Source organism: Desulfosporosinus cupriresistens, from assembly GCF_001707885.1.
Classification (GTDB): domain Bacteria; phylum Bacillota; class Desulfitobacteriia; order Desulfitobacteriales; family Desulfitobacteriaceae; genus Desulfosporosinus.
Genome location: NZ_MASS01000028.1, coordinates 1 through 26,958 on the forward strand (window position 1 = coordinate 1; position 26,958 = coordinate 26,958).

The window sequence follows — 26,958 nt, forward strand, 5'->3', positions numbered from 1 at the left end:
GTACCTGTGTTTCTCTCAACTATCTAGGTGTCTGCAATGATCAATAGAAACTCGGGCTATAATTTAACAACAATGGACGGCGGAGGCAGTAAAACAAAAAATAATTAATTTGGAAAAATATACCTTGACGTGCTAGGGTCAAACGCAGTAGAATATATTTGAAAGAAAGTAACTAACTAGTTACATACTTTAAAATGGGAGGTACCCCAATGAGCAATCACGAAAAATCAATGTCTAAAAAGGGAGATGGTCGGGAACAACGCTCCGAAGAAAGCCGCGCGCGGATTTTAAATTCGGCGACGAAGATCTTTGCAGAGAAAGGACTGGATGGTTCACGGATCGATGAGATTGCTGAGGATGCGGGTATTAATAAAAGGATGCTCTATCATTATTATGGCAGCAAAGAAGATCTCTATGTGGAAGTTTTGCGTTACAATTACCACAAAATCTATGCGGTGGGCAAAAACGCTTTTAATTTAGGTCATGATCCTAAAGAGAATGTGACCAGGGCAGTCAGGGCGTACTTTTACTTTTTAGCTGAGAATGAGTCTTTTGTCCGGCTTATCAGTTGGGAAGCACTCAATAGGGGCCGATATGCAGGTAAGGTGATACCTCAATTTTTTGATTTGGTAGAGTTAGAATTTGGTGACATTATTAAGGATGGGATAAAGCGCAAATATATTCAGCCGGACATGGATTTTCGGCAGGTCATCCTTAGTGTTCAGGCTTTATGTCTGGCCTACTTTAATCGGCGTGAGATTGTTCAGCCTCTTTGGCAGGAAGATCTGCTTTCTGAGAAGATGCTTGAAGCACGATTGCAGCATATTCTGGCACTTATTTTTAATGGTATCTTTTGTCATAAGGAGGAATAGAGAATGGATGCCCTAGCCAAGATTAACTTAAAGAAAATAGGGACTTTTATTATTTTTATGGGAATTATTATCGCCAGTCTGTTTATTTTTAACCGCTATTTCTACCGGCATGAGGCAGCTTTAGCTGTTGTGGAGCAGAGTCTTTCGACAACGGGTACTATTGAAGCTACGAATGTGATGGCATCTTTCAAAGTTCCCGGCAAATTAGAGAAGGCGTTTGTTGACGAGGGGAGCCAAGTGCAAGCCGGTCAGGAAATAGCGTCTTTGGAAGACCGGGAAATAAGCTCTGATCTTGTTTCCGCTCAGGGAGCGTATAATGCAGCGGTAGGGAATGCTCAGCGGGCAGCCGATGCTGTTCCGTTGACGAGTCAGCAGGCGGAAAGTACGATAGCTCAGACCCAGGCAAAAGTTGCTCAAGCGGAAATAGGGGTTAACGATGCTAAGTTGTCCTTTGACCGTGCCACAGAATTAGTTAAGAGTGGTGCTGCACCGCAAAAGACGCTGGATGATGCCACTAATGCTTATAATTTGGCGCAGAGCAAGCTTCAGGAAGCTCAGGCTGCTCTTGAACAGGCTACGTCGGCTCGGGCGAATGTGACCATTGCTGAGGCTCAGTCTCAGGCAGCTCAAGGAACGGTTATACAAGCCGATGGGGCTGTCCAAAAAGCCAATGCTTATCTTAGTAATACCCACTTGCTTTCTCCGATGTCCGGGTTCATTACTCAGAAGTACCTTCAGGCAGGTGAAATGTTGAATGCCGGTACTCCGGTCTATGAGATTACAGATTTGTCTCACCCTTATGTGAACGTTTACATCAGCGAAGCGAAGATAGGGCGTGTTCAGCTGAATCAAGAAGCGGAAATTACCGTGGATGCTTTTCCCGGCAAGGTATTTAAGGGTAAGGTCGTCTTAATTAATGGGGCCGGCGAATTTGCCGTCAAGAAAGCGATCAATGAACAATATGAACATGATATTCGGAGCTTCCAGGTCAAGATTGATATCCCCAACCAAGATTTAGCACTTAAGACGGGGATGACTGCCAAAGTCAAAATCCTAGAGGGGGCAAAGTAAGTATGGAGCCTGTAATTAGGGTTACTAATCTTGTCCAGAAAATAGGCCGCAAGCTGCTTTTTCAGGGAATCTCGTTTGAAGTTCAGTCTGGAGAATGCTTTGGCATATTTGGTACTCGGGGAGCAGGCAAGACGTCCTTAGTACATATTTTAGCAGGAGTCGATCGCTTTAAATCGGGTCAGGTTGAAATCTTGGGGTTTAATATTAACAAAACAGAGAAGTTCAAGCGGAGCTTGGGGCTTGTGACTCAAGAGAGCAGTTTATTCCGGGACATGACGGTAGTGGAAAATCTCGATTTTATCGCCGCCTTAAAAAAAGCCTCTCGGGCCGCTGTGCGTGAGATGAATGAGCGTCTTCAACTTCAGGAGTTTTTGACGAAGCCGGTAACTTTGCTGGATATCGGTGTTTTGCAGCGGGTTTCTCTGGCTTGTGCTCTGCTTAATCAGCCAAAGTTGTTAATTCTTGATGAAATTATTAAGGATATTGATCTCTTTTCACGTAATCTTATATTGAAGGAGCTGGAGCAATTTTTAGCTGAAGGTGGAACTTGTGTCAGCACCTTTAGTAATTTTGCCTTTTCGCAATCGTTTAGTAAAGTTGCCTGGCTGGAGGGTGGAGAGATGGCCATTTATGATCCGGAAGCTGCTCAGGAGGAATGGAAAAGGCAGGAGAAATATTACGCAGAACAGAGTGGTCGCTATGATGATTAGACAATGTCTGGTTATTATGCAGCGCGAATTATTGTACATGTGGCGGGACAAAAGTCTGCGCAATATTTTGCTCGTCGGACCGTTGCTGGCGTTGTTGCTTATGGCCGGTGTTTATAGTTCTCAGCGGATTGAAAATATTTCAACAGCCCTTGTGGACCTAGATAGGAGCAGTGCCAGCCGTCAAGTGATAACTGATTTAAAAAACAGCCAAAACTTGCAGGTCGTTGCCTATTTCGATACCTTTAGTCAGTTGGAGGAGTCGATTAAGCGAGGCGAAGTAATTGTTGGGGTGGTAATTCCCGAGAACTATGGCAAAGATATTGCTTTGCAGCGTCAGACTAAGGTTGCGGTAATGATTGATGGTATGAACATGGCTTATGCGACAAATGCTTCCAGTGCTGTGCTGACAGTTACCCGAACTTTAGGGGCTCAGGTCGGGATTCAAACCTTAATTGCTAAGGGGATTCAAGCAAATCAGGCCCAAGAAGCCTATCAGTCCATTGCTTTTCCTGAAGAAGCCTGGTTTAATCCTACGGCCAATTACGCTTATTTCCTGGTCTTAGCCTTTGCTTTAAACGTTTGGCAGCAGTGCTGTACTCTGGCATCTTGTATGACGATAATTGGTGAGAATGGGCGGCGCAGCTGGTATCAGATTAGGACTTCGGGGATATCACTGTTTAAGCTTTTTTTCTGTAAATCTCTTGTGCATATTAGCATTTTGCTGCTGACTGTGTTACCTGTTTACTTTCTCGCTTTTGTAGTCTTTAAACTTCCTCTGGCCTGCGGCTGGTCGAGTTTTCTTTTGTTTACCTTAATTTTTATCCTGGCCTTGCATGGGTTAGGTACGATGATGTCAAGTCTTTCCCCCAATGCTGTCAATGCCTCACGGTATGGAATGATTATAGCTCTGCCTTCATTTTTGCTTTCCGGTTTCACCTGGCCGCTTCAAGCCATGCCCCTGTGGCTTCAGCATGTTGTCTGGTTTTTCCCCCAGACTTGGTTCTTTCAGGGTGTGAGTTTTCTGACCTTTAAAAATCCGGGCTGGGGATTTATGAGTCACTATTTTTTGGCCTTGGGGCTCATGGCTGTTCTTTTCTATAGTGTGGCAGCATTGCGGTTAATGGTCAGCGACTTTCCGCATAAGGGGTGATTGATGTGAAGCAAATCTTAAACATAGCTCATTATGAAATCATGCGTATTTTTCGGGAGCGGGTTCTTTTGGCGATATTATTTATCGTTCCGCTCCTTTATGCCTCGATGTTTGGTTTGGTCTATGTTTCCGCTATTCTGCAGCATGTGCCGCTCGGAATTGTTGATCTTGATCATTCTCAGGAAAGCCGTGCTGTTGTGTCGGCTTTTGAGAACACCTCGAATTTCGAGGTGTTCCCGCAAGTGAGTACCTACGTTGACTTGGAAGCAGGCATGAAAAATGGCCTGGTTCGAGCAGGTGTTGTCATTCCGGCGGACTACTCTCAGAAATTGGCGCAGCATCAGCTGACTCAGATTTTGACCGTTTATGATGGCTCAAATCTGATTTATGGGTTTAACACGCGCAAGTACTTTCAGCAAGTACTCAATACCTTCAGCGCTGACCATACGGCTGCTTACTTAAGCGGTTTGGGAATGACGAAGCGAGAGATTACCAACGTCATGGATACGGTTTCTTATAGTATGGAGGTATGGTATAATCCGACCTTCAGCTACGCTACCTTCATCTATATGGGTTTAGTTCTTATGACTCTCCAGCAGATTGGGCTTTTGGGAGTTGGGCTGACAGTAACTCGGGAGAAGGAAGAGAATTCCTGGCTTCAGTTTCTTTGCGCGGCAGTCCCTCAGTGGAAGATCTTCATAGGTAAAGCTCTGCCTTATTTTATCGCTAATTTCTTTAACTATGGCTTATTATTGTGGATTGCGGCACGTTTTGTGAACGTAAAGATCGAAGGTTCGGTAGGATTAATTCTTTTGCTGGGTTTGCTTTTTGACCTTATTGTTGTTTCAGTAGGGTTTATCGTTTCGGTATATTTTCCGAATTCTTTGTTGGTAACTCGTTATCTCATGCTGATTTCGGTTCCTATTTTTGTGGCTTCGGGCTATTCCTGGCCGAGCACTCATATCCCGGCAGTGATTAATAAACTGCTTCGAACGATGCCTTATACCTGGATGGCCGAAGGGTTCCGTTTGCTCACAGTAAAGAACCTGGGTTTTGATTATATAGCTGATAAAATTATGGTTTTAATCCTTATGGCAGCGGCAACGACTTTCTTTGCCTTGACTTTCCCTAAGCGAAGGAAACCACCGGCTCAAATCGGACCGGCTGTCAACAGCGCTCTTGATTATCCTAATAAGAACTTTTAAATCGCTAATTTCAGGACAAGTCAATGACAGGCAGGTTTGTAGGTTCGTAGGTTCGTAAGTAGCAAACCCTATGATATGCGAAAAAGCATCGAAGGTCTCGCGGCATCAATGTCAAAAAGTTTTTGGTGAGTAAAAAGTAAATCTAACTAGTTTAGACCCCACCTTGAAAATATCGAGGTGGGGTTATTATATGCTATATACACGATGTCTGGGACCTTCCTTTATTCACGGAGGTAAATCTTCAAGGATCCTCAGACTAAGGAAGATTAACAATTAACTTGCATGACCTATTCTAGAGGGGCTGATAGTGACTGTTTTCAGGCCCCTTCATGGTCCTAAAAAGTCAGCAAGATATTCAGAGTTTTTTCGAATTTTAAGTATACTTTCAGCTACATTTCAGCATTAGTTCAGTTCCTTTTCAGAGAAGATTTAGACTTGTTTAGTATACTAGTTACAGGACTTGTGCGTTTGTGGTAATACTTGGAAAACTGCGTATCGAAACTCATAGGTCCCTGCTTATTATTACTTTACGAGGAGGTATAAACTAATGTTCAATATCGGGAAAAAAGCATTCATTGGTGCTGTAACTGTAGGGTGTTTATTTGGGGGGGGCTTACTGTCAAATGTAACAGTTGCAAATGCGGCTACTATTCAAGGAAGCTCCCAGCAAATAACTGGCTTCCAAACAGGAATAAATGGTCAGGGGTTGTTGAATAGGTGGCTTCAATCGGGTATTTCGAGTCAACGACAATTCGGGCAACAGCAAGGGCGGAAACTTAGACAACAGCAAGGACAACAATTCGGGCAACAAAAGTTGCAATTTGACATCTTTTCACAAGTAGCAAGTATTCTGGATGTCGATGAACAAACCATTATGGATAATTTACAAGCTGGCGAAACCTTGGCAGAAATCGCAGAAAGTTACGATGTGAGTGAAGCCACTCTTTTGTCAAAACTTGAGGATCTTTTTGGTGATACTATTGATAATGCAGTAACGGCTGGCACCATTACCGAAACCCAAGCCACAGAAATGGAAGATCAATTAACTGAGCGTTTAACACAGCTTGTAGAAAGCCTATTTAACAATTCGAATGGTTTGAACACTTCTCTGTCGGCAGTAAATGATCTTAGTGCTTCATCTGATGGTTCCGATGAAATATCTCTGGACTGGAATTCTGTGAATGATGCAACATCCTATTGTATTTACAGAGCTACCTCCTATTCAGGTACTTACACAAAAATTGATACCGTCACAACTACTAGTTATACCGATGATACCGATTTGGCAGATGATACAACCTATTATTACAAAGTACAGGCGGTTAACAGTACTGGAACAAGTGCATATTCGTCCATAGTTTTTGCAACTACTGATGAATCTGACGCACTGTCTGCACCCGATGATCTGACCGCTACTGTTAAAAGTTCCAGTAAAATATCACTAGAATGGGATTCAGTGAGTAATGCAACATCCTATTATATTTACAGATCTACCTCGTACTCGGGTACTTACTCGAAAATAGCTACTACTACAACCTCAAGTTATACAAATACTAGCTTGTCAGCTGATACAAAGTATTATTACAAAGTTAAGGCGGTAAACAGTTCTGAAACAAGCGCATATTCATCGATAGTTTCCGCAACTACTGAAGACTAGAGACTATATATAATAAATTAATACATAAAAAGTCTCCGAAACTCAAATTTATAAAGTTTTGGAGGCTTTTTATGTAATTGTGCTCTGAAAGATAGTATATGCTGACTCCATAGCGAAAAAGTAATGACTAGTTACTATTAATATGCATTACCTTATTCTAAAGAGGCTGAAAGCGACTGTTTCAGCCTCTTTCATGGTCCTACCAGGTCTAATATCTTCGTCTTGGTATGGTTTGCAAGCTGCAACTCGTTAATGGGTTTTATTGGTTCAAGTAGCTGACATGCCACCAATGAATAGTTGATAGGGTTTAATGAATTATTATTAGCCCATTATTTCCATTTACCGTTACATTTTGTCCATCTTTAAGTAAACTTGTTGCGTTTTTCACATTCAACACAGCAGGAATATTATATTCTCTGGCAACGATGGCGCCATGACTTAACATGCCGCCATGTTCCGTGATAACCGCTTTGGCAATGGCAAAGAGGGGAGTCCATGCGGGATCAGTGCTCGCAGCGACCAGAATATCACCCTGTCGGAAGCTGGAGAAGTCAGCCGGTGTACGGACAATCTTCACCGGTCCTTCAGCAGTGCCCGGACTACTGCCCCTACCTTTTAGCTCCATGCTGTTGGTGCCAGCAACCTGAACGTATGACTCTTCTAATTTTGGCCATCCCTTTATGAATGGTGGCAGTTCGTTTAGGTTAATTCTTTTAGCCCCTTTTCTGCGAATTATTATCTCGCTTAGTTGGTCCTGCTTAAGAATACCTTGGATTGATTGTTCGATCTCATTAAGAGTTAAATGATAAATGTCCCGCTCATTCTGAATGTAATCCTTCTCATTAAGTTTGATTGCCAGTTGCTTAATGCCTTTTTTCATCGAAGCAAAAGGCATAGTAACATAATAATGACGGTTATCTCTTAGGAGCATATAGGATTGGGTTGCGTCTAACAGTTTATTGAAAAATACCCTTTGCACAGGATTGAGGCGGGAACGAACGAAACCCTCCGCGTCCGTTCTTTCTTTTTGTTTGAGGGCTTCTCTTTTTGCCGGATCGAAGTTGTCATCATTCGTTAAAAAACCTTTCACCATTGATAGGACGATATCCGGGTTTTCCCACCAAAAATCATTGGCGATATCCATGTCAATATTTAAATGACCATGCTTGGTAAGTAACTCATCTAGTTTGGATATAAAGGTTTGGGCAGCGGGGAGAATAGTTGCTTTTGAAAGAAAGAGTTCAGAAGGGGAGTTTTCAAGGAGTGTGCACAGCTCTTTGGACTCCTTTACAAGCTTAGCGAGTTGCCAGACATCATTATTGGTTTCTATCGTAAGATTGTTGTGGAGTCCTGAAACCAATTTCGAGCATAATGACAGATCAGCTTTAAACGATTTTGTCAAAAATCCTGTAAGCATATTGTATAGGCCTTCGGCAACCGCTAAGCTGGCTGTTTGATATCTAAAGTAGGATTTGGCCAACTCCAAGTTTTGTTTGATAAAGGATAACAATTCTTCTTCGCTGAGAGTCTCCAGAGTGTATCGTTTTAGTTTATTTAGTTCAGACAAATAATTAGGAAGAGTATTATAAAACACCTTATCTAAAGACCGTATCATTTTTATTCCGGCTGTGTAAGATTTAAAAGTTATGTATAAATCCGTAATTTTACTTCGTTTGGGCCGTAATTCGCCGGTTTTGTCTTCATCCAAATATGGTTTAAGCATTGAGAGTGGCTGTATTTCCTTGAGAATTGAAAAATTCATATAAAGATAACCATAAATGTTAGTCACGAACTTTTGCGTAGATAATTCTTTATTCTTACTAACCATCTTGATAGAGTAATAAATGCCCTCGTTCTGACAAGATTCAAGAATTGACCAACCGAATGTGGACAGGGGATTATGGTAACGTTCTTTAAGACCTCCTAAATTTGTCCATTCAATTTCCGGGTCAAAGCTAAATAGTTCAGGTTCTGTTTTAAGTGGGTCCAGCGTTTTGTTTAGCGTGGTAATGGGGCGAGACTGAAGAATATAGAATTGATTATCGGCATAGGCCCATTCAATATCTTGTGGTGATTGATAATGCCTTTTAATCTGTTTAACCAAGCGCGTAAGTTCGAGCACTTGTTGGTCGGTCAGTGAATATATGGTCCGTTGCTGTTCCGGTGTCGGGACTAGATTTGTTCCTTCGCCTGCTACATTATAAATAACCCTATGGATTTTATCGGCCAAGTCCTTCTCGCGGATCACCTCTTGGATCTTATCTATAATATAACGGTCTGGAGATACTTGTCCGGAGACAATTCCTTCACCTAAACCCCACACGGATTCAATAATAATTTCCGTGTCTCGCTGGTTAAGCGGATTAATACTAAAGGCAACGCCAGATATCTCTGAAGGAATCATCTTTTGAATAACGATTGCCAAAGAAATTTGGCGATTATCGTATCCGTGGTTTTTGCGGTAATGAATAGCTCTCTCAATCCACAAGGAGGCCCAACATCTTTTTATGTAGGTAAACAAGTGATTCTTGGGTACAAATAAGAAAGACTCCTGTTGACCGGCAAAGGAAGACTCGGGTAAATCCTCGGCGGTCGCAGATGATCTAACCGAGACATATTGATCTTGGGACATGTAGCGAATAAAAGCATCATTTATTGCGGCTTTCAAATCCTGGGGTATCTCTCTTTTCAGGATGAGTTCTGTAAGCTGTTTGGAAATAACACTTACATTGGCTAAGTCATTTGGCGAAAGGTTTTGGAGCTGTTCAATTAGGTTATTGATCTCTGTGCTATTAATAAAGTATTGGTATGCTTTAGCCGTGATGCAGAAACCAGGCGGAATGGGTAGACCTACCTGAGTCATCTCCCCTAAATTAGATCCTTTTCCTCCTACTGTCAGAGTATCCCTAAGTGAAATTTCCGAAAAGTTCTTAATAAACACCCGCCTACCCCCTTCTTGGATATATCACCATTTATTCACTTAACCAAGCCAAGTCCAGGCACGTGATAATTATAGAGAAATTCAATCATTTCATCACCTGAAATGGCATTTTCATACATGTTCCAATATCGGAGTACCTGATAAGTACCATAGATAAAGCTCACTGCTGCCATTTTTGTATTGATAGGGGCAATCTCACCGTTTATTAAGGCCTTATCGAGCAAGTCTTGCACAAAGGGCACTGAAGCTTTTAATGAAGTGTCTCTTTTGGATTTTAAATCACTTAGTGAACGATTCATTATGAAAAATTTAGATTTAGAGACATCCGGTAAAGAATGTCTAACAGTTACTTCAATTATTTTTCGTATAATGTCTCTGATATCCGAAAGACCTTTTAGGGCGTTGACCATCTGGTTTTCGTATTCTTCGTTTATCATCTGATATACCGCTTCATAAATACTTTCCTTATTAGCAAAGTAAAAATATATAGATCCAACGGATACTTTTGCTGCTTCGCAGATGTCCTGAATAGAAGTATTTGGAAAACCTTTTTCCGCAAACAGATGCAGGGCAACCTCTAATATCTGAGCTCGTTTGGCATCTTTTTTTTCTTGAACCCATTTTGGTGTTCGATAGGGCATAGTTAGTGCGCACCTCCTTGCAAGCATAGAATAAAATTCTATGCTTGCATAATAGCACTTTTTTACCATCCAGTAAATACCTGATTGTTCTTAGTCTGGGGAGACAGAGCCTATTTAAGAGTGATTGATAATAATATCAGCAGGCAGGGGTTCGGATATAACCTCAAGAGCAGTTTTGAACATCTATTTCTTATATCGTAAAGGAAAGATTCATGAATGTCATTGCCACTGTTGTCAATGAATGTTTTAATAATGGAAGCCGTGTTGGTGAAGGATTTTTATCAGATAGATTATCCACGGAAGCCTTCCTATCCTGATCTGATATCTTGGCAAGAACTTTTTGGGTCACATCAGGATGTAGGCAGACTCCACCGTCATGAACAACTCGAATGATCTTATACAGTTCCTCTGGGAAATAGAAAGGAAATTTTTAAACCCTAGGTTGATCGAGTGATCGTGCCCAGGGTTTAATATTTTGCCTATTGACTTTTTAATGGTATATAAACATAATTGAATATAGTCATTCTATATTTAATTTATAGGGATTGGAGGAACCTTGTATGTCCGAAGAAAAATCTAATCGCCGCTCTTACAGTAGCCCCTTGCGTTGTAACCAGAAGGAAGATACGCGGAATCGCATCTTAGATACAGTGGCGAAGATGATTAGTGAAGGCCGTATCCTGGACTTTAGTGTGAAGGATGTAGCCGTCCGCACGGGCATTTCCTACGGTACAGTTTACCGTCACTTTCCAACGCGGGAGTCGTTTCTGGAGGCTCTTTATGAAGAAGCCTCAGAAATTATGGCTCAGAGTGCACCGTTTAGCCCGCAATCGCTGAACGACATCCCTGTCATGGCAGGAAAGACAATAGAGAAGTTCGAGGAAAGAGCAACTCTTGTACAGGCGTTCACGATAGCTTTGTTGGTTAACAATGTTAAACCTAAAAGTAGGCACCAACGAGATCAAACTATCCAGGAAATGGTTATGGAAAGCACCCCTCGCTTGTCTTCGGGAGGCGCTAAGCAAGTTGCTTCTATAATTTCCCATCTCTGCAGTTCTCTGACCTGGGCAACCCTTAGGCAAAGGTATGGGCTAAACTCTACTGAAACGGCTGAAGCAATGAATTGGGTGCTACAAACTCTGATTCAAGATTTAACCCGGCACGAGGATGAGCAACCGTAGGAGACTATTTGGAGATAACCATGCTAGATGACATGAATGATAAAGCAGACCAGAAAGGAGGGGGTAGAGTGAAAGAATTAGTTTGTTTATTTAAGGAATTGAGAACTGAATATAAGCATCTGGCAGGGGGGAAAGGAGGAACCCTTGCGCACCTTTTTCAAAAGGGTTATCCAGTGCCCGATGGCTTGATAATTATGCCGATGGCTTTCCAAAAAGACGAGTTGATACCGGAAGCTGGGGCTCAGCTCCAGGCGTACCTTAAGGAAATACGACAGAGAGGGGGTGAAACCTCCTTCGCTGTCCGTTCATCTGCATTGTCTGAGGATTCAGCCATGGCTTCTTTTGCCGGCCAGTTTGACACTGTGCTGGATGTTAGCACTGACCATGAAATCCTGAAGGCGATCCGAACTGTGCGCAAGTCACGGTATAGTAAGGAAGTGCAGGTATACAGCGAGGCAAAAGGTGTTAACGGGTCTCACGACATGGCAGTGGTTATTCAGCAAATGGTGATAGCAGATATTTCGGGCGTTTTGTTTACAGCAGACCCGGTTACTGGGAACCGCAATGAAATGGCAGGAAACTTCATCTTCGGTTTAGGTGAGAAATTGGTGTCTGGTCAGGTTACAGCTTATAAGTTTAAACTGGGGAGGAAAACAGGGAGTTGGCGCAGGGGTGGCTATGATGGACCATTAGAATTGAAAAAGTTTGCAGCCAAGCTAGCAAAACTGGGGAACAGCCTGGAGCGAGAAATGGACTGTCCACAGGATATCGAATGGGCGATCGCTGACGGCACATTATATTTGCTGCAGTCCCGGCCAGTGACGACCTTGATCGGAGATAACCCGGTCACTGGTGAGCGCAACGATAGTAGGACTGGCAATTACTTATGGTCAAACGTTAATTTCGGGGAAGCAATCCCCCAAGTGATGACCCCTCTCACTTGGAGTATTCAACAGCACATATACGAATCGTGGCAGTTGTTATCCGGATATCAATCATCCGGCAATATTGGTGGCCGTATCTATCTTAACTTAAGTATCTATGCTACGGTTTTAACTGCTTTGGGTAAAAACAAACAAGGTATAACGCGGTTTCTGGAAGGCTTGTTATACACACGGATTCCCGAGAGCTTAGAGATTCCCCTGATACCTCTGTCCATGGGGTCGAGAGTAGCCGTTCTTATTAATTTTGTAGGAATGATAATGAAACAGATCAGGGCGGTTCGAGAATTACCTAGGTTTCTGAGTGTGAATGCAGATTGGTGTGAGAAACTGCAGAAACGGATCCATGAAACAAATAAGAAATCCGAACTGACTTTCTTGTGGCACACAGAGATATTACCTCACCTGCAGAACACGGTTTGGAGCGTAATGGGCAGCGTGACTCAGTTCTCAGACTATACGATTAAGTTGCGACGCGAGCTAATTGAACTACTAGGGCCGGAGGAGGCAGATACATTCATATCAGGTCTGAGTAGTAGTACGGACATCAGAGACGGTTCAGGACTATTAGCAAGTCTTGGTCCTGTTCTTGGCATAGCAAAGGTGGCCCGTCGAGAAATCGACCGGACAGAATATATAGCGCAGTATGGCCACAGGGGACCCAATGAGTTTGAGCTGTCTGTTCCTCGTCCAGCTGAGGACTCGGGTTGGCTCGATCAACAGTTGGCCCAGTTCGAGGAAGCGCCCATCGATGTTGAAGCGCTGCTTATTAAACAATACGCTGAGATTGCTGCGGCTTGGAATCGCTTGGAAATAAGCCATCCACGGAAGGTGCGATCAATGAAACGCCGTATAAATCAAGTGGCTCCAAAGGCATGTCTGCGCGAAGCGGTTCGCTCTGAATACGTGCGTGATCGTTGGGTTGCTCGCAAGTTTGCTCTGCGCGCAGGGCAATTGACAGGTTTAGGAGACGACATTTTCTTTCTGACAATCGAAGAGGTGTTAGATGTTCTGTCGGGAGATGAGGCGGCCCTGCAATTGATCGCTGCCAGGAAAGACATCCATAGCAGGTATTCGTCTTTGCCCGCCTATCCATCGATTATATGCGGTTGTTTTGATCCGTTCCAATGGGCGGCTGATCCCAAGCGACGCCATGACATCTATGTTGCTTCTGGCTTCACCTCCGCTGCTACGTCGGATTCCAGTGAATTAAACGATAATCTGATAACTGGTTCCGCAGGGTCAGCAGGTCGATTCGAGGGAGTGGTTCGTCGCTTAGACAGTCCAGAGGAAGGAGATCAATTGCAAAAAGGGGAGATCCTAGTTACCTCCCAAACAGACATCGCTTGGACACCTCTCTTTCCTCGGGCGGGTGCAATTGTCACCGATGTGGGAGCACCGCTTTCGCATGCTGCTATCGTTGCTCGTGAGTTGGGCATTCCTGCAGTGGTAGGCTGTGGCAATGCGACCAGGCGTTTGAAGACCGGTGACCGCGTACTTGTCGACGGCGGGCAAGGTGTTGTATCGATAAGAGGATAAAAACAATGCTGTAGTTACGAATCAACTTGCCATTAAGGAAATGGCTTCCAGGAACAAAGAGTAATTCTGGAATTTTTACTGTTGTGGGAGATGTAAAATACCACACCAAACAAAGCTGGAAGCAATATGTCTTCCAGTCTTTTTTTGTATAATCGAAATTCGTTTTTATGAAATAGACGGGATATGTTGATTTGTCTACTCGCTTTCATTATGACATTTGTCATATATATGTATGCTTCTGCTCACTACCACTTTGTATGTTCCATGGCGACCTCCTTTTGTTGCAAAATCGGCAAAGGGAGGGTATTGTTTACTGACTCGTACCCCTTGTTCCTTTTAAAAACGCTATAAAGGACTGGGAAGCCAGAGAAACCGGAATATTCTTTTTCAGTGCAATGCCTATTGTACGCTCTGGTATGGCAGGGGAGATCGGAATTTCCTTCAGTATACCTAGAGCTAGTTCCTCAGTAACAAAACTTTTGATCACCGAGGCAATCCCCAACCCGATTTTTGCAAATTCAATTAAGATATCCATACTGCTGATCTCTATTTCTGGTGTAAAACTGAGTTGATTAGCCCTAAAATAGTCGTCGATATGGATCCGTGACAGATTCTCGGCCTCCATCATGAGGAGTGGGTAACTTACAAGTTTCTTAAGGGGGAGGGCACAATCTGGGATGTCATACTTCCTGCCTGCCACAAAGATGTCCTGGATGGTCATCAACTCAATATATTCCAGGTCTCCCTTGTCCATGGGGATGCTGATAATGCCAAAATCAAGCTGCCCTTGCTCCAAAAGCTTCAAAGTATCCGGTGAAGGCCGGTTGATGATTTGAATGTGTATGCCCGGGTACTGATAATGAAAGGCCTCCAGATGGGGTAAAAAGAAGTATCTGCAAAGCGTATTACTCATGCCTACTTTGACAATGCCCTCGGTCCTCTTTTTTAGCTTTTCAAGCATCATCTCTCCATTGTGCAAGGTTTCAAAGGCACTTTTCACATAATCATAGAGAATCTGCCCCTCTGTTGTGAGGGTGACACCCTTAGAATTTCTGATAAAAAGGGTACAACCAGTCAAGGCTTCCAACTTTTTAATAGATTTGCTGATGGCTGGCTGACTAATATAGAGCATTTGTGCAGCTTCAGAAAGGCTCCGGTACATAGCAGTGAAATAGAAAACCTTATAAAGCTCTGTATGCAACATGGTATAACCTCCAGTTATGGGTCGTATGAAAAACCGGCATTTTAATTATAACAAAAAATGGAGTAGGATGAAATAAATGAAAAGGGGGATTGCCTATGAACGCGATTGAAAAAATCATTGCTGCCCATGCAGGTCTCAAAACCGTTAAACCGGGACAGATCGTTGATGTGAAACTTGATTATGTGATGGCCAATAATGCTACAACCACTCTATCGATTGATGTATGCAAATGGCTCCCCATACCTTTGAATTCTATGGGAACTTTACGAAAGATTTTAAACCGGGGGATATTATTACCGGCAATGATAATTTTGGGTGCGGATCTTCAAGGGAGCAGGCTCCTGCCGTTCTAAAGGAAAGAGGTGTCAGTGCAGTCATTGCCAGAAGCTTTGCCAGAATTTTTTATCGCAACGTCATCAACATTGGGCTGCTGTTGGTGGAATGTGAAAAGGCGGATGAGATCAGACATGGTGATGTATTGGAGATCGACACTCAAAAGGGGGTCATAAGAAATCTCACATCCGACAGTAACCTCGGAATCACTCCTTTGCAACCTTTCATGCAAGAAATATTGAATTGTGGTGGGATCGTAAAGTATATTGATAATAGGAGGGGGCAATATGACGGATTGGAGTGCAAATCAATACCTGAAATTTAAAAATGAGCGGACACAACCTGCTATTGATTTGGTGAATCGAATTTGTGTGGAGAGCCCGAAGAAGATTATCGACATCGGTTGCGGACCGGGAAACAGTACAGAGGTTCTTGGACGTCGATTCAAGGGGGCGTATATCGCAGGCGTCGACAACTCGGAGCATATGATTGCAGAAGCAAAAAAGAATTATCCACACTTTGATTTCTCACTTTGTGATGTCGGCGGAGATTTATTAGGGCTGGACAAGGATTTTGACATCGTTTTTTCTAATGCCTGTATTCAATGGGTGCCAAATCACAGGCTCCTATTAAAAAACCTACTGGGACTCCTTGGAAACGGAGGAGTTTTGGCGATTCAAATTCCGTTTAATTTCAATGAACCCATTCAACAAATCATTGACGAAATCAGAACTTCAGAGAAATGGACGGGTTATTTTCCTTGGAAGCGTCCATATCATACCCTGAACCCAAGCGAGTATTATGATATTTTCTCCGAGATAGCGACTGATTTTGAGGTTTGGGAAGTTACCTACTACCATGTATTAAAATCACATGAGGACATCTTGGAATGGTATCGGGGAACGGGAATGCGTCCCTATCTTAGTGCTCTCTCAGAAGAAATGAAGCCATTATTTGAACAGGATGTTTTAAACGGCGTCATTCACAGCTATCCCCAACAGAAAAATGGTGATGTTCTATTCCGATTCCCACGCTTGTTTCTGATGGCGCATCCTATATAAATGGGAAGTGATTTGTGCAGGAGGTCGTTTGGATCAACGAGGTGCGAATGCGAAGATAGGGGCTGTGCTAAAACTTGTTATTTTTCACATCCCCACTTTTGCTTCTATATCATCAAAATACAAGTGTCCTCACTCCACTTTAATAGTGAAATGAGGATGCTTATTGATTGTTGTAACCACTTGAAATTTTGGAGACTGAGTTTTCACACATCCCCTATCTCTAATTTCCAGAATGTCCAGGGATAAGTATTGGCCTCAATCAATCCCCTAGCGACGATATCATCCTAAGTCTTAAAACTACACATTCATATGATTCCAGTCTCCATATACGAGGCTGAAAGCGATTTGCTTTCAGTCTCGTTTTGTGGTGCCCTTACAAGTCTAATAAGTTTATTTTAACTAAGAAACTCAACACAATGTTGTTATTGGTTGGATCTAAAGTTTTTAAATGAAGAGCTTATATTAATCTTAAGCAAACATTCAGTTTAACATCAGCTGTATTTCAGATTAGTATTGCATAATGATATTGTCGTGAAAGACATACAAATTCTAAGGGAGAATCAACTAAGTTGAATAAAGGATTTATAAATATGCGAAAAATTATAAAGGAGGGAAATTTAGTTGAACAATAAAATGAAGTTCTCGAAGGAAACCTTTAGAATATCACTAATTTTAATATTATCTGCAATATTGAATTTTGCTAATTTAGGAATAGAGGGCTATGCAAATGCTTATTACGCTGCCGGTGTAAAAAGTATGACCATGAGTTGGAAGAATTTCTTTTTTGTATCCTTTGATCCGACTAGCTTTGTATCGATTGATAAGCCACCCTTAGGTTTTTGGATTCAGGCTCTATCTGCTAAACAATTCGGTTTTAGTGGCTGGAGTATACTTCTACCAGAGGCCCTTGCTGGCGTGATCTCGGTCGCAGTAATCTACTATATTGTTAAAAGATCCTTTGGGAGTATAGCAGGGCTAATTTCAGCCTTATGCCTAGCAGTAACCCCGGTGTTTGTTGCCGTAAGCAGAAACAATACGTGTGATAACTTGCTTGTTTTAACGCTCCTCTTAGCTAGTTGGGCACTTTCGATTGCTGCAGAAAAAGGAAAACTGAAATATCTTCTCCTAAGTTTAGCTATCGTGGGAATTGGTTTCAATATTAAAATGCTTCAAGCGTATATGGTAATTCCAGCGATCTATCTAACTTATCTGCTTTCCACCGCAGTTCCCATGAAAAAGAGACTAACTCATCTAATTATGGGCACGGTTGTGCTACTGGTTGTTTCATTCTCTTGGGCCATAGTGGTCGATTTGATACCTGCAGCAAGTAGACCCTATGTAGGAAGTAGTACCAATAACTCAGAGATCGAACTGATAATTGGTCATAATGGATTGGAACGGCTTGGAATTGGAAGCAGCTCAACTGGCGGTGGGGGCGGTAATTTAACGGGTATCACCCCACCTGCTAGTGAAAACAGCTCGGGCCAAGGAATGGAAAGGGGGACCCCTCCTACGGGATTTGGACAACAAATGGACGGGGGAGCTGCACCGACTGGATTAGGTCAAGGAGGGCAGGCTCCAGCGGGAAAAGCGAACGGTGGCGGCGGTGGCAGCATGGGAGGCAGTGAGCCGTCCAGCATCACGAGGTTATTTTCCAATAATAGCTTATCAGATCAAATAATTTGGTTATTTCCCCTTGCTATATTTGGCTTCATTGCCGCCGCAATCAAAGAAAAACTGAAAATCGCTTTGGATAACCGAAGAAAATCAGATCTAATCCAATGGTCAATGTGGTTAGTACCTGCATTTGTCTACTTTAGCTTTACAACAGGTCTGTTTCATCCCTATTATCTGACGATGCTTGCGCCACCCATAGCTGCGTTAGTTGGAATCGGTGTTGTTGCAATGTGGGAACTTTATAAAGAGGGCGGATGGAAGTCTTGGATTTTACCAGGAGCGCTTATTGTCGATGGCTTAGTCCAGCTCTTGATCCTTTCCTATTACTACGAGACCTCAAGTATCGCCAAGATATTGATGATTATACTTTCAATCCTGTGCTTTGTTTCTTCAATCCTGCTTATTATTGCAAATTTGAAGAAAAATGGGAATACAAGGTTAAAGAAAATCCTGGTGGCTACGGCTCTTGTTGGGCTTTTGATAACTCCGACGGTCTGGTCCGCTACGACCATGTTTTACCCGATGTCTGGAACCTTTCCATCGGCTGGGTTATCGTTAATTTCGAGTTCTTCAAAGGGAAATTCAACGACAACGACTTCTAGTAGTAATTCAAAGTTAATCGAATTCTTAACGAGGCATAAAACAACTGAAAAGTATATCCTTGTAACTTCATCTACGAGTGGGGATGCAGCGGATATAATTATTAAAACGGGTGAATCTGTCATGACTTGGGGCTTTTTCGGAACGGATAAAGCCATTACACTAGCACAGTTTCAAGAACTCGTTAGTATAGGTGAAGTAAGATATGTAATGGTAGGAGGCCAAGGTGGTGGCTCGAGTAACGATATTATGACCTGGGCGGCAAAAGTCGGTACCATCGTTCCAGCGAGTGAATGGAAGGATGCAACTGATACGACCAAAACAACTGATACGGCTTCCACAGCTATTATTAATGAAAAACCTACCGATGCTAATAGTCAACAAGTGGGTGGATTTGGCGGCGAAAATTCCGGGCAGTTATATGACTTAAAAGCATATGCTGACTCCATAGCGAAAAAGTAATGACTACTTGAATGATGAATGGAAGGTACAGTAAATTCTGAAGGGTTCGGCGGATGAAATCAGCATCCATAGCATGAACGTATGATACGCTTGTGTTATGGATGCTTTTTTACTTACTTCAACGTTTAGTTTAGATTCAACGGCCTCATTTGTTGCAATCAGGGCGATGGCATTTGACCGCACTTCAGTTAGTGGCACTGGGAATGGCTGAGTGGGAAAGCTACGCTTTACCTGAACCCATGTCCTATGCCCAAGTCTGTATGGAACTGCGCGGTAAATTGTGCTGAACAGATTGAAGACAGGGATGCCTGTCAGGAATTCAGCAATTAAGAGTAATGAGATGATTCTGTATAAAATAGGGGTTTCTGCAGCAGAACCATTGATGGTATAATCAAAAAATCAACCCAATAAGAAAGCACCATCCTAGGTGTTCATTTGTGTTCGTAGTCTACTTGTTTTCTATGGTTTGAAAGATAATAGATTGACTGCCGATTTTCTAAAGGGGAGGACGATTACTTAGGTTAGAATCGAAAGAAAGAATATATACTGAAGACGATGATGAGAATATTAGTAGAAAACAAAAGCATATTTCTTGAAAATGAAGGATATATAATTGAAAATGGCTCTTTATTGCTTTCTAGCTTAAGTAGTATCATAATTTTAGATTATGATACTATTCAATTACTTTTCTTGTGATTCTAAGAGGTAATTACCAATAATTGTAGAATAGCAGATGAATGGGGTATTTTCAAGACACCAAGTGGAGACTACAACACCTTGTAGTTAGAACCTCTATTTTAATAAAAGTGCTGCTTAAGTAAGACGACCTGAAGGGCCACGGCAAAGTTCGAGAATGACCAATAAGAGATGGAGGAAGACATCATGGCTAATTTTAAAAGGGTGATGGTCGCCAATAGAGGTGAAATCGCGATTAGGGTATTCAGAGCCTGCAATGAGCTGGGAATAAGGACTGTCGCTATCTATTCCAACGAAGACAAATATTCCCTCTTCAGAAGCAAGGCCGATGAGGCTTATCTCATCGGCGAAGGTAGGAGTCCTGTTGATGCTTATCTGAATATTGAGGAGATCATCAGCTTGGCACTCAAGAAGGGTGTGGATGCCATCCATCCAGGATACGGCTTCTTGTCAGAAAATCCTGAATTCGCCCTGCGATGCGAGCAGAAAGGTATCGAATTCATCGGACCGACGGCGGAGATGATGGACAGGTTGGGAGATAAGATCAAGTCAAAGATCGTCGCCAAGGAAGTCGGAGTCCCGATCATCCCGGGTTATGAGAAGGATGTCAAAACTGTGGACGAAGCAAGAATGCACGCGACAGAGTGCGGTTACCCCCTGATGCTTAAGGCAGCAGCTGGAGGCGGCGGAAGGGGAATGCGGATCGTCAGGGACGAGAGTGAGCTGGAGTCTGCCTTCTTAAGTGCTAAAAGCGAGGCAAAAAAAGCGTTTGGCATTGATCATATATTTATGGAGAAATTCATTGAAAAACCGAAGCATGTTGAAGTGCAGGTCCTCGGGGACAAGTACGGCAATCTAGTTCATATGTTTGAACGAGATTGTTCAATCCAGAGAAGGCACCAAAAGGTTGTGGAATTCACCCCGGCCTTTTCCATCCCCCAAGAAATTAGAAACAATATTTATCAGGACGCCCTGAAGATTGCGAAGTCTGTAAACTACAGGAGCGCAGGAACCCTCGAATTTCTAGTAGACAACCTAGGGAATTATTATTTCATTGAAATGAATCCACGGATTCAGGTTGAGCACACGGTGACAGAGATGGTTACAGGGATAGATATCGTACAGGCTCAGATCCAGATCGCTCAAGGATACGCCCTGAATTCTCCCGAAATTGGTATAAAATCTCAGGATAACATAAGGCTCAACGGGTATTCCATTCAATGTAGAATCACGACGGAGGACCCCTCGATTAATTTCGCTCCTGACACGGGGAAGATCGAATCCTACAGGACGGGCTCGGGATTCGGGATCAGGTTGGACGGCGGTAACGGATTCACTGGGGCTGAAATCAGCCCTTATTATGACAGCCTCCTCGTCAAGAACATCTCCTGGTCTAGGAGTTTCCAGGATGCCATCAAAAAATCGATCCGCTCTATAACCGAAACGCAGATTACAGGAGTCAAGACCAATATCGGATTTCTGATCAACGTGCTTAATCACCCGCAGTTTCTGAACGGAGAATGTCATACCGGTTTCATCGAGGAAAATCCTGACCTGATCTCGCTCACCCAGAAGACCGATGATGAAAGCCGGCTGCTAAAATTCCTCGGCAATGTCGTGGTTAACGAGGCGATGGGGATTAAGCCACAATACGATGTCCCTAAGGTGCCCCAAATCGACGGTATTAGTTTGAGCGATCTGAGCGGGACCAAGCAAATCCTGGATACTCAAGGTGCAGAGGGGCTTGTCAACTGGATAAACGATCAGAAGAAGGTGTTGCTTACAGACACGACCATGCGGGATGCCCATCAGTCTCTAATGGCGACAAGGATCAGGACCAAGGACATGATCAAGATCGCCAAGGCAACTTCGGTCTACGGCAAAGACCTATTTTCTATTGAAATGTGGGGGGGCGCGACGTTTGACGTGGCCTACAGGTTCCTCAAGGAGTCTCCTTGGGCGAGGTTGGAGCAACTGCGGAAAAGAGTCCCGAACATCCTGTTCCAGATGCTCATAAGAGGAGCAAATGGGGTAGGCTATAAGAACTATCCTGACAATGTCATCCGAGAATTCATTAAAGAGTCAGCAGTCGCAGGCATCGATGTCTTCAGAATCTTCGACTCCCTAAACGAGCTGAGAGGCATGGAAATTTCAATTGATGAAGTCTTAAAGAGCGGAAAGGTCGCTGAAGCCTGCATCTGTTATACCGGGGATATCCTTGACAGCAGCAAGAAAAAATATAACCTGGATTACTATATTAAGCTCGCCAAAGAGATAGAAAAAACCGGAGCCCATATCCTGGGCATCAAAGACATGTCGGCTCTCCTGAAGCCTCATGCAGCTTTTAAGCTGGTCAGCGCCTTAAAAAACGAGATCGGAATTCCTATTCACCTCCATACCCACGACACAACAGGAAATGGTGTGGCAACGGTTCTTATGGCTGTGGAAGCGGGGGTAGATATTGTGGACACTGCCTTCAACAGCATGTCAGGACTAACGAGCCAACCAGCCATGAATTCTATTGCTGCAGCGCTTAAAAATATGGACAGGGATCCGCGCATTGACCTGAAGGGAATCCAAAAGGTATCAGACTACTGGGAAGCGGTCCGCCCAGTATACGGCAAGTTCGAGTCAGGCCTGAAATCGGGATCGGCTGAAATCTACAATTATGAGATTCCCGGAGGGCAGTACTCCAACCTTAAGCCTCAAGTGGAAAGTTTCGGTCTCGGGCATAAGTTTACGGAAATCAAGGAAATGTTCAAGACAGTCAACGAAATGTTGGGGGATATCGTGAAAGTCACTCCGTCCTCAAAAGTTGTAGGTGATTTCGCCATATTTATGGTCCAGAATAACCTCACCCCAGAGAATATTTACGAGAAAGCGGAAAATATGGCTTTTCCTGATTCGGTTGTATCCTATTTCATGGGCATGATGGGCCAGCCGATGGGAGGATTCCCAGAGAAACTCCAGAAGCTGGTACTGAAAGGAGAAAAACCGATAACCGAGCGTCCAGGCGAACTGCTCCCAGACGAGGATTTTGCCTGTATCGCCAAGCACCTGAGGGATAAATTTGAATTTGATCCAACTAAGCAAGATATCCTGAGCTACGCCCTGTACCCGGAAGTGTTTGAAGGATTCTTAAAGATTGCAGCCGAATACGGAGACCTGAGCAGGCTCGGAAGCGACGTGTTCTTCCACGGCCTTCACGAAGGAGAAATCATCGAGGCTGAGGTCGCTGAAGGAAGGAGTCTAATGATTAAACTCCGCTCCATTGAGAAGCCGGATCTGGAAGGATACAGAACTCTAGTGTTTGAAGTCAACAGGAACAGAAGAGAAATCAAAATCAAGGACAAGAACTGGAGTAGCATCAACCTTCTTAACCAGTCAGGAGAATACAGTTTGACGGAGATGGCAGACCCCGACAATAAGCATGAAATCGGGTCCCCTATCCCAGGGACTGTCGTGACATTGCTGGTTAAAGAGGGGGACACAGTGACAGAGAACCAGCCATTAGCTGTTGTCGAAGCCATGAAAATGGAAACAAGGATAACGAGTTCTATTGCAGGGATTATCAGCTCGGTGAATATCAAGGAAGGGCAGCAGGTCAAGGCTGGAGAACTACTTATCGTTGTCAAATAAGTGGTAGAGGAAAGCCAATCTCTAAGGAAGAAGTTTCATAATCTGGGTATAGCAAAACAGTGAATAGAACCTTAGGCCAATCAAGGATTAGCTTAAGGTTCTATTTACCATTAGTAACTGGTTGGTCTAGAAGCCAGATCTTTCTTTGTTAAAAAGTAAACAAGGAGGAAATGAAATGTCTTATTTGAATAAAGTACTGGTAATCTTACTAGCAACGATCTTCACCCTCACAACAATCACCGGCACAGCGGTAGCCCAACCGAAGACTCTTTATGAGACTGGATCTAAACATACCATCACAGATGGAGCAACTCTGGAACATATTTCACGGTTCACAGCAGACGGTTGGTTAAATATCAATGTTTTACGTATTGATACCACGAATCCTAATATCAAAATTGATGCTCTGGCTAATAGCCAGACCACGGATCAACTTTCTACAGTACTTACCTTAGCCGAGGAAAATGATGCGCTAGCTGCCGTGAACGCCAGCTTCTTCAATCCGATGGATGGAGCTACCGGATATCCTGACGGACCCATTGTACGAGCAGGAGACCTCTTAGCAACATCTGGCTGGTACAATCAAAACAAAGATGAAATGGCTTCGTTCTCGCTCGATAATGCCGGTCACATGCTCTTTAACTACTGGAAAAACGCCCTTACCCTGACAGGACTCAACGATGCTTCATTTGCTGTGTCTCAATACAATCAACCTAGCCGTCAGCAATATAATGATATTACCGTGTTGGATAATAAATGGGGACCTACCACCCTCGGAGCCTCGGAAAAGTATCCTGATTTGGTGGAAATCCTTGTTTCCCAGGGACGGGTGATAGAAATTCGACAAGCTTTGCCTGCCGCAACTATACCTGCCAAAGGTTATGTTGTGATTTCCCGGGGAGAACAAGCTGGCAAACTTCTAGAAAGCTTCAGGACGGGAGATCCGGCAAAATTCACAGTTACCTCCAACCCAAACTGGTCCGATCTGCAAATGTCGGTAACCGGGTCCTCCATCCTGGTCAAGGACGGTCAGATTCCTGAGACTTTTTCTTTTAGCACTGACAGTATTAATAACAACAACCCTCGAACCTTGGTCGGAAGCTCTAAGGATGGAAAACAACTGATTCTGGTCACGGTGGATGGTAGACAGGATAACAGTGTCGGTCTCACTCAGACCGAGTCCGCTCAACTCATGCAGGAATTGGGTGCCTACAATGCCTTGAATTTAGATGGTGGCGGATCTACTACCATGGTAGCTAGAAAGTTGGGAACTTCTAACTTAGATATTGTCAATATACCTTCTGACGGTTCTTTACGTTCTGTTGCGAATGGTATCGGAATTTTTTCTCAAGCCTCTCCTGGTTCGCTGGCGAAGCTGATCTTAGAGACTGAGGACCCTAATGTTTTTGTTCATACTTCGAGAAAATATACACTTAGGGGAGTGGACAGTTTTTCTAACCCTGTAGAGGTTAATCCTCGGCAGATAGAATGGAGTGTGAGCGGAATTGAAGGAAGATTTATAGATAATCAGTTTCGGCCTACTTCAGTAGGCAAGGGTAAGATAATTACCAAGGTTGGAAAATTAACAGCAGAGTTGGATATCCGTTCTTTAAGTGCTCCCGTCAAACTTAGACTAAGTTCAGATAAGTTAGAGATACCTGTTGGACAGAGCCAAACCCTTCAGGCAACTGGCTACGACCAACAGGGTTTCCAAGCGAAAATTGAGCCGGAGGATGTTCAGTGGGCCGCAAGCGGGGGAATTAAAGATTTTCAAGAGGGGACCATTAAAGCCGCTACTGTTGGCGCAGGATATATCGAGGCGGGGGTTGGGTACGTCCGTGCCTATACTGCTGTATCGATCTATGCAGATTCTACCGATGCAATATATTCCTTTGAAGACGACCATGCTTTCTTCCAAGCTAACCCGCAGATAGCCCAAGGTATTTTTCAGCTTTCTACAGATCAGGTTCACGGAGGAAATACTTCAGGGCAATTAGTCTATGACTTTGTTGACGATAATAGTTCAGGTGAAGCTTCGTTGGTTTTCACGGGAGCAGGGCTTTCGCTTGATTCTGACACTTCCGGCTTAGCCGTTTGGCTTTACAATACTCATGAAAATTCAAATCGGGTCCTCGGTGAAGTCTTGGATGACACAGGAGAAAAACATCAGTTGGAAATTGCTCCAAAATTAGATTGGATAGGTTGGAAGAGAATAGAGGTTTCCCTGGAAGAGATCAAGAAACCAACCAATCTTAGGAGACTCTATGTGCAAAATAGTGATCCTGTTGAGGGCTCGGGAAAGATTTATTTTGATGACCTTACGGCAAAGGTTGTAAATCATCCGGTCATTGACCAAAGTGAAATACCTCAGGATTCACTCCTCCAAGATGACGCCAATAGGACAACAGAGTTTGTTTCAGGTCCTGATAATTTTAAGTTCTCTGTTTTTGGTAGTAGGCAGGAAAGCTATAATACTCTGGAAGAGCAATTGTTGAACGAAATGACAAGCTATATTAATGAAAATTTGGACATGGCGGTTTATACCGGAAGCCACGCTGCATCCGCTGTCAGAGATATGAAAAAACCTGCTCTAATAACTGAGACCGAATATAAAGCCTATAACTATAAGAACTGTAACTTCATTCAGTTGGATATCAGCAAAGGTGGACTTCGGAGAAGTGACCCTGAACAATGGCTATGGTTGTTTAAGGAGTTGGACAACCTGACTGGCAGTAATGCTTTTATCGTCATGTCAGATGCTCCGGCTACTTTTATTAATACTAAAGAGGGTGAGCTGCTCAAGGACACCTTGGCCGAATATCGAGAGAAAAGCGGAAAAAATGTCTGGGTCTTGTTTCAGGGAGATGTAAATCAAAGTGAACTGGATAGGGGAGTTCGGTATATTTCTTGTGCTGGTTTTAGTAGCTCTGATTTTTCTCCGGAAAAACCGACTGCAGCAAAATATCTTGAGGTGACGGTAATGGGTAATGATATTACCTATGAATTAAAAGATCTTTTGAAAGAGAGTACATCCCAATAGGGCTTGGTGATTATACCTACGTAAGGAATGAATCATCGGTCCTTAGTCAATCATGAACTGTCGGTCTAGGGTGTAAGTTGCCCTAATCGGCAGTTTTTGCATATGTGGCTACAATGTTATTGGGTATAAATACTGAATAACCAAAAAAACCCGCACTAAAGCGGGTTTTTTTAGTTCTAGAAGCTGATGTGACCGGTGATGTGACAAGTCGCTTTTGATTTCTGCGCAGTAGATCGAGGTAATTTAATAGCTGATCACTTGCGCTAAGTATTGACATGGCTTCTGGGAATGGCTATAATTCATCTAGTGATTTACTAATTTACTAAACTAGTAAATAT

Annotated in this window: 18 protein-coding genes; 15 read left to right on the forward strand and 3 right to left on the reverse strand. The window is 43.2% G+C overall.

Annotated elements, in window-relative coordinates; genetic code table 11:
* The first annotated feature begins 209 nt into the window (after window positions 1-209).
* The 6 genes from DSBG_RS12140 to DSBG_RS12165 all read left to right on the forward strand — a co-directional run bounded on the left by DSBG_RS12140 (window position 210) and on the right by DSBG_RS12165 (window position 6,665).
* Window positions 210-872 carry a TetR/AcrR family transcriptional regulator gene (locus tag DSBG_RS12140; RefSeq protein ID WP_068964593.1) on the forward strand — a complete coding sequence of 221 codons (663 nt, stop codon included), beginning with the start codon at window positions 210-212 and terminating at the stop codon, window positions 870-872.
* A gap of 3 nt (window positions 873-875) precedes the next feature.
* Window positions 876-1,943 carry an HlyD family secretion protein gene (locus tag DSBG_RS12145; protein WP_068964594.1) on the forward strand — a complete coding sequence of 356 codons (1,068 nt, stop codon included), beginning with the start codon at window positions 876-878 and terminating at the stop codon, window positions 1,941-1,943.
* A 2-nt stretch (window positions 1,944-1,945) separates the two neighbouring features.
* Window positions 1,946-2,653: an ATP-binding cassette domain-containing protein gene (locus DSBG_RS12150; RefSeq protein ID WP_068964595.1), complete on the forward strand. Its 708-nt coding sequence runs from the start codon at window positions 1,946-1,948 to the stop codon at window positions 2,651-2,653.
* The gene (locus DSBG_RS12155) at window positions 2,646-3,803 is read left to right on the forward strand and encodes an ABC transporter permease (protein WP_068964625.1); all 1,158 of its coding nucleotides are present in this window, start codon (window positions 2,646-2,648) and stop codon (window positions 3,801-3,803) included. Before DSBG_RS12150 ends, DSBG_RS12155 begins: the two co-directional genes overlap by 8 nt.
* 5 nt (window positions 3,804-3,808) lie before the next feature.
* On the forward strand, window positions 3,809-5,008 hold the full coding sequence (locus DSBG_RS12160) for an ABC transporter permease (protein WP_068964596.1): 1,200 nt from the start codon (window positions 3,809-3,811) through the stop codon (window positions 5,006-5,008).
* A 547-nt stretch (window positions 5,009-5,555) separates the two neighbouring features.
* Window positions 5,556-6,665 carry a fibronectin type III domain-containing protein gene (locus DSBG_RS12165; protein ID WP_068964597.1) on the forward strand — a complete coding sequence of 370 codons (1,110 nt, stop codon included), beginning with the start codon at window positions 5,556-5,558 and terminating at the stop codon, window positions 6,663-6,665.
* A gap of 307 nt (window positions 6,666-6,972) precedes the next feature.
* Here the strand turns inward: DSBG_RS12165 and DSBG_RS12170 are convergent, their stop codons facing one another.
* On the reverse strand, window positions 6,973-9,606 hold the full coding sequence (locus tag DSBG_RS12170) for a PEP/pyruvate-binding domain-containing protein (RefSeq protein WP_068964598.1): 2,634 nt from the start codon (window positions 9,604-9,606) through the stop codon (window positions 6,973-6,975).
* 35 nt (window positions 9,607-9,641) lie between these two features.
* Window positions 9,642-10,247, reverse strand: coding sequence for a TetR/AcrR family transcriptional regulator (locus DSBG_RS12175; protein WP_068964599.1), 606 nt, complete (start codon window positions 10,245-10,247; stop codon window positions 9,642-9,644).
* A gap of 237 nt (window positions 10,248-10,484) precedes the next feature.
* Between DSBG_RS12175 and DSBG_RS23115 the strand changes: the two genes are divergently transcribed.
* The 3 genes from DSBG_RS23115 to DSBG_RS12185 all read left to right on the forward strand — a co-directional run bounded on the left by DSBG_RS23115 (window position 10,485) and on the right by DSBG_RS12185 (window position 13,908).
* Window positions 10,485-10,640 carry a hypothetical protein gene (locus DSBG_RS23115; RefSeq protein WP_176716263.1) on the forward strand — a complete coding sequence of 52 codons (156 nt, stop codon included), beginning with the start codon at window positions 10,485-10,487 and terminating at the stop codon, window positions 10,638-10,640.
* 167 nt (window positions 10,641-10,807) lie between these two features.
* The gene (locus DSBG_RS12180; protein ID WP_068964600.1) at window positions 10,808-11,428 is read left to right on the forward strand and encodes a TetR/AcrR family transcriptional regulator; all 621 of its coding nucleotides are present in this window, start codon (window positions 10,808-10,810) and stop codon (window positions 11,426-11,428) included.
* Window positions 11,429-11,496: 68 nt separating this feature from the next.
* Window positions 11,497-13,908: a PEP/pyruvate-binding domain-containing protein gene (locus tag DSBG_RS12185; protein ID WP_068964626.1), complete on the forward strand. Its 2,412-nt coding sequence runs from the start codon at window positions 11,497-11,499 to the stop codon at window positions 13,906-13,908.
* A 310-nt stretch (window positions 13,909-14,218) separates the two neighbouring features.
* On the opposite strand, the gene DSBG_RS12190 is transcribed toward DSBG_RS12185, so the two are convergent.
* Window positions 14,219-15,112 carry a LysR family transcriptional regulator gene (locus DSBG_RS12190; protein ID WP_083236842.1) on the reverse strand — a complete coding sequence of 298 codons (894 nt, stop codon included), beginning with the start codon at window positions 15,110-15,112 and terminating at the stop codon, window positions 14,219-14,221.
* 95 nt (window positions 15,113-15,207) lie between these two features.
* Between DSBG_RS12190 and DSBG_RS23740 the strand changes: the two genes are divergently transcribed.
* From DSBG_RS23740 to DSBG_RS12215, 6 genes are all read left to right on the forward strand, one after another.
* Complete coding sequence (locus tag DSBG_RS23740; protein ID WP_068964601.1) at window positions 15,208-15,465, forward strand: hypothetical protein; 258 nt, start codon at window positions 15,208-15,210, stop codon at window positions 15,463-15,465.
* Window positions 15,405-15,770, forward strand: coding sequence for a LeuD/DmdB family oxidoreductase small subunit (locus tag DSBG_RS21855; protein WP_242877589.1), 366 nt, complete (start codon window positions 15,405-15,407; stop codon window positions 15,768-15,770). Before DSBG_RS23740 ends, DSBG_RS21855 begins: the two co-directional genes overlap by 61 nt.
* Entirely contained in the window at window positions 15,733-16,506 is a 774-nt protein-coding gene (locus DSBG_RS12200) for a methyltransferase domain-containing protein (RefSeq protein ID WP_068964602.1), read from the forward strand. The genes DSBG_RS21855 and DSBG_RS12200 overlap by 38 nt, the downstream gene beginning before the upstream one ends.
* A 633-nt stretch (window positions 16,507-17,139) precedes the next feature.
* Complete coding sequence (locus DSBG_RS12205; RefSeq protein ID WP_068964628.1) at window positions 17,140-19,245, forward strand: glycosyltransferase family 39 protein; 2,106 nt, start codon at window positions 17,140-17,142, stop codon at window positions 19,243-19,245.
* A gap of 882 nt (window positions 19,246-20,127) precedes the next feature.
* Window positions 20,128-23,580: a pyruvate carboxylase gene (locus tag DSBG_RS12210; protein WP_068964603.1), complete on the forward strand. Its 3,453-nt coding sequence runs from the start codon at window positions 20,128-20,130 to the stop codon at window positions 23,578-23,580.
* 175 nt (window positions 23,581-23,755) lie between these two features.
* On the forward strand, window positions 23,756-26,620 hold the full coding sequence (locus DSBG_RS12215; protein ID WP_068964604.1) for a phosphodiester glycosidase family protein: 2,865 nt from the start codon (window positions 23,756-23,758) through the stop codon (window positions 26,618-26,620).
* Window positions 26,621-26,958: the final 338 nt, after the last annotated feature.

What these genes read in the sequence shown, in the direction of transcription:
- DSBG_RS12140 (WP_068964593.1), top strand. Translation starts at nt 210, where the DNA reads ATGAGCAATCACGAAAAATCAATGTCTAAAAAGGGAGATGGTCGGGAA.
- DSBG_RS12145 (WP_068964594.1), top strand. Translation starts at nt 876, where the DNA reads ATGGATGCCCTAGCCAAGATTAACTTAAAGAAAATAGGGACTTTTATT.
- DSBG_RS12150 (WP_068964595.1), top strand. Translation starts at nt 1,946, where the DNA reads ATGGAGCCTGTAATTAGGGTTACTAATCTTGTCCAGAAAATAGGCCGC.
- DSBG_RS12155 (WP_068964625.1), top strand. Translation starts at nt 2,646, where the DNA reads ATGATTAGACAATGTCTGGTTATTATGCAGCGCGAATTATTGTACATG.
- DSBG_RS12165 (WP_068964597.1), top strand. Translation starts at nt 5,556, where the DNA reads ATGTTCAATATCGGGAAAAAAGCATTCATTGGTGCTGTAACTGTAGGG.
- DSBG_RS12175 (WP_068964599.1), bottom strand. Translation starts at nt 10,247, where the DNA reads ATGCCCTATCGAACACCAAAATGGGTTCAAGAAAAAAAAGATGCCAAA.
- DSBG_RS23115 (WP_176716263.1), top strand. Translation starts at nt 10,485, where the DNA reads ATGAATGTTTTAATAATGGAAGCCGTGTTGGTGAAGGATTTTTATCAG.
- DSBG_RS12180 (WP_068964600.1), top strand. Translation starts at nt 10,808, where the DNA reads ATGTCCGAAGAAAAATCTAATCGCCGCTCTTACAGTAGCCCCTTGCGT.
- DSBG_RS12190 (WP_083236842.1), bottom strand. Translation starts at nt 15,112, where the DNA reads ATGTTGCATACAGAGCTTTATAAGGTTTTCTATTTCACTGCTATGTAC.
- DSBG_RS23740 (WP_068964601.1), top strand. Translation starts at nt 15,208, where the DNA reads ATGAACGCGATTGAAAAAATCATTGCTGCCCATGCAGGTCTCAAAACC.
- DSBG_RS12200 (WP_068964602.1), top strand. Translation starts at nt 15,733, where the DNA reads ATGACGGATTGGAGTGCAAATCAATACCTGAAATTTAAAAATGAGCGG.
- DSBG_RS12205 (WP_068964628.1), top strand. Translation starts at nt 17,140, where the DNA reads ATGAAGTTCTCGAAGGAAACCTTTAGAATATCACTAATTTTAATATTA.
- DSBG_RS12210 (WP_068964603.1), top strand. Translation starts at nt 20,128, where the DNA reads ATGGCTAATTTTAAAAGGGTGATGGTCGCCAATAGAGGTGAAATCGCG.
- DSBG_RS12215 (WP_068964604.1), top strand. Translation starts at nt 23,756, where the DNA reads ATGTCTTATTTGAATAAAGTACTGGTAATCTTACTAGCAACGATCTTC.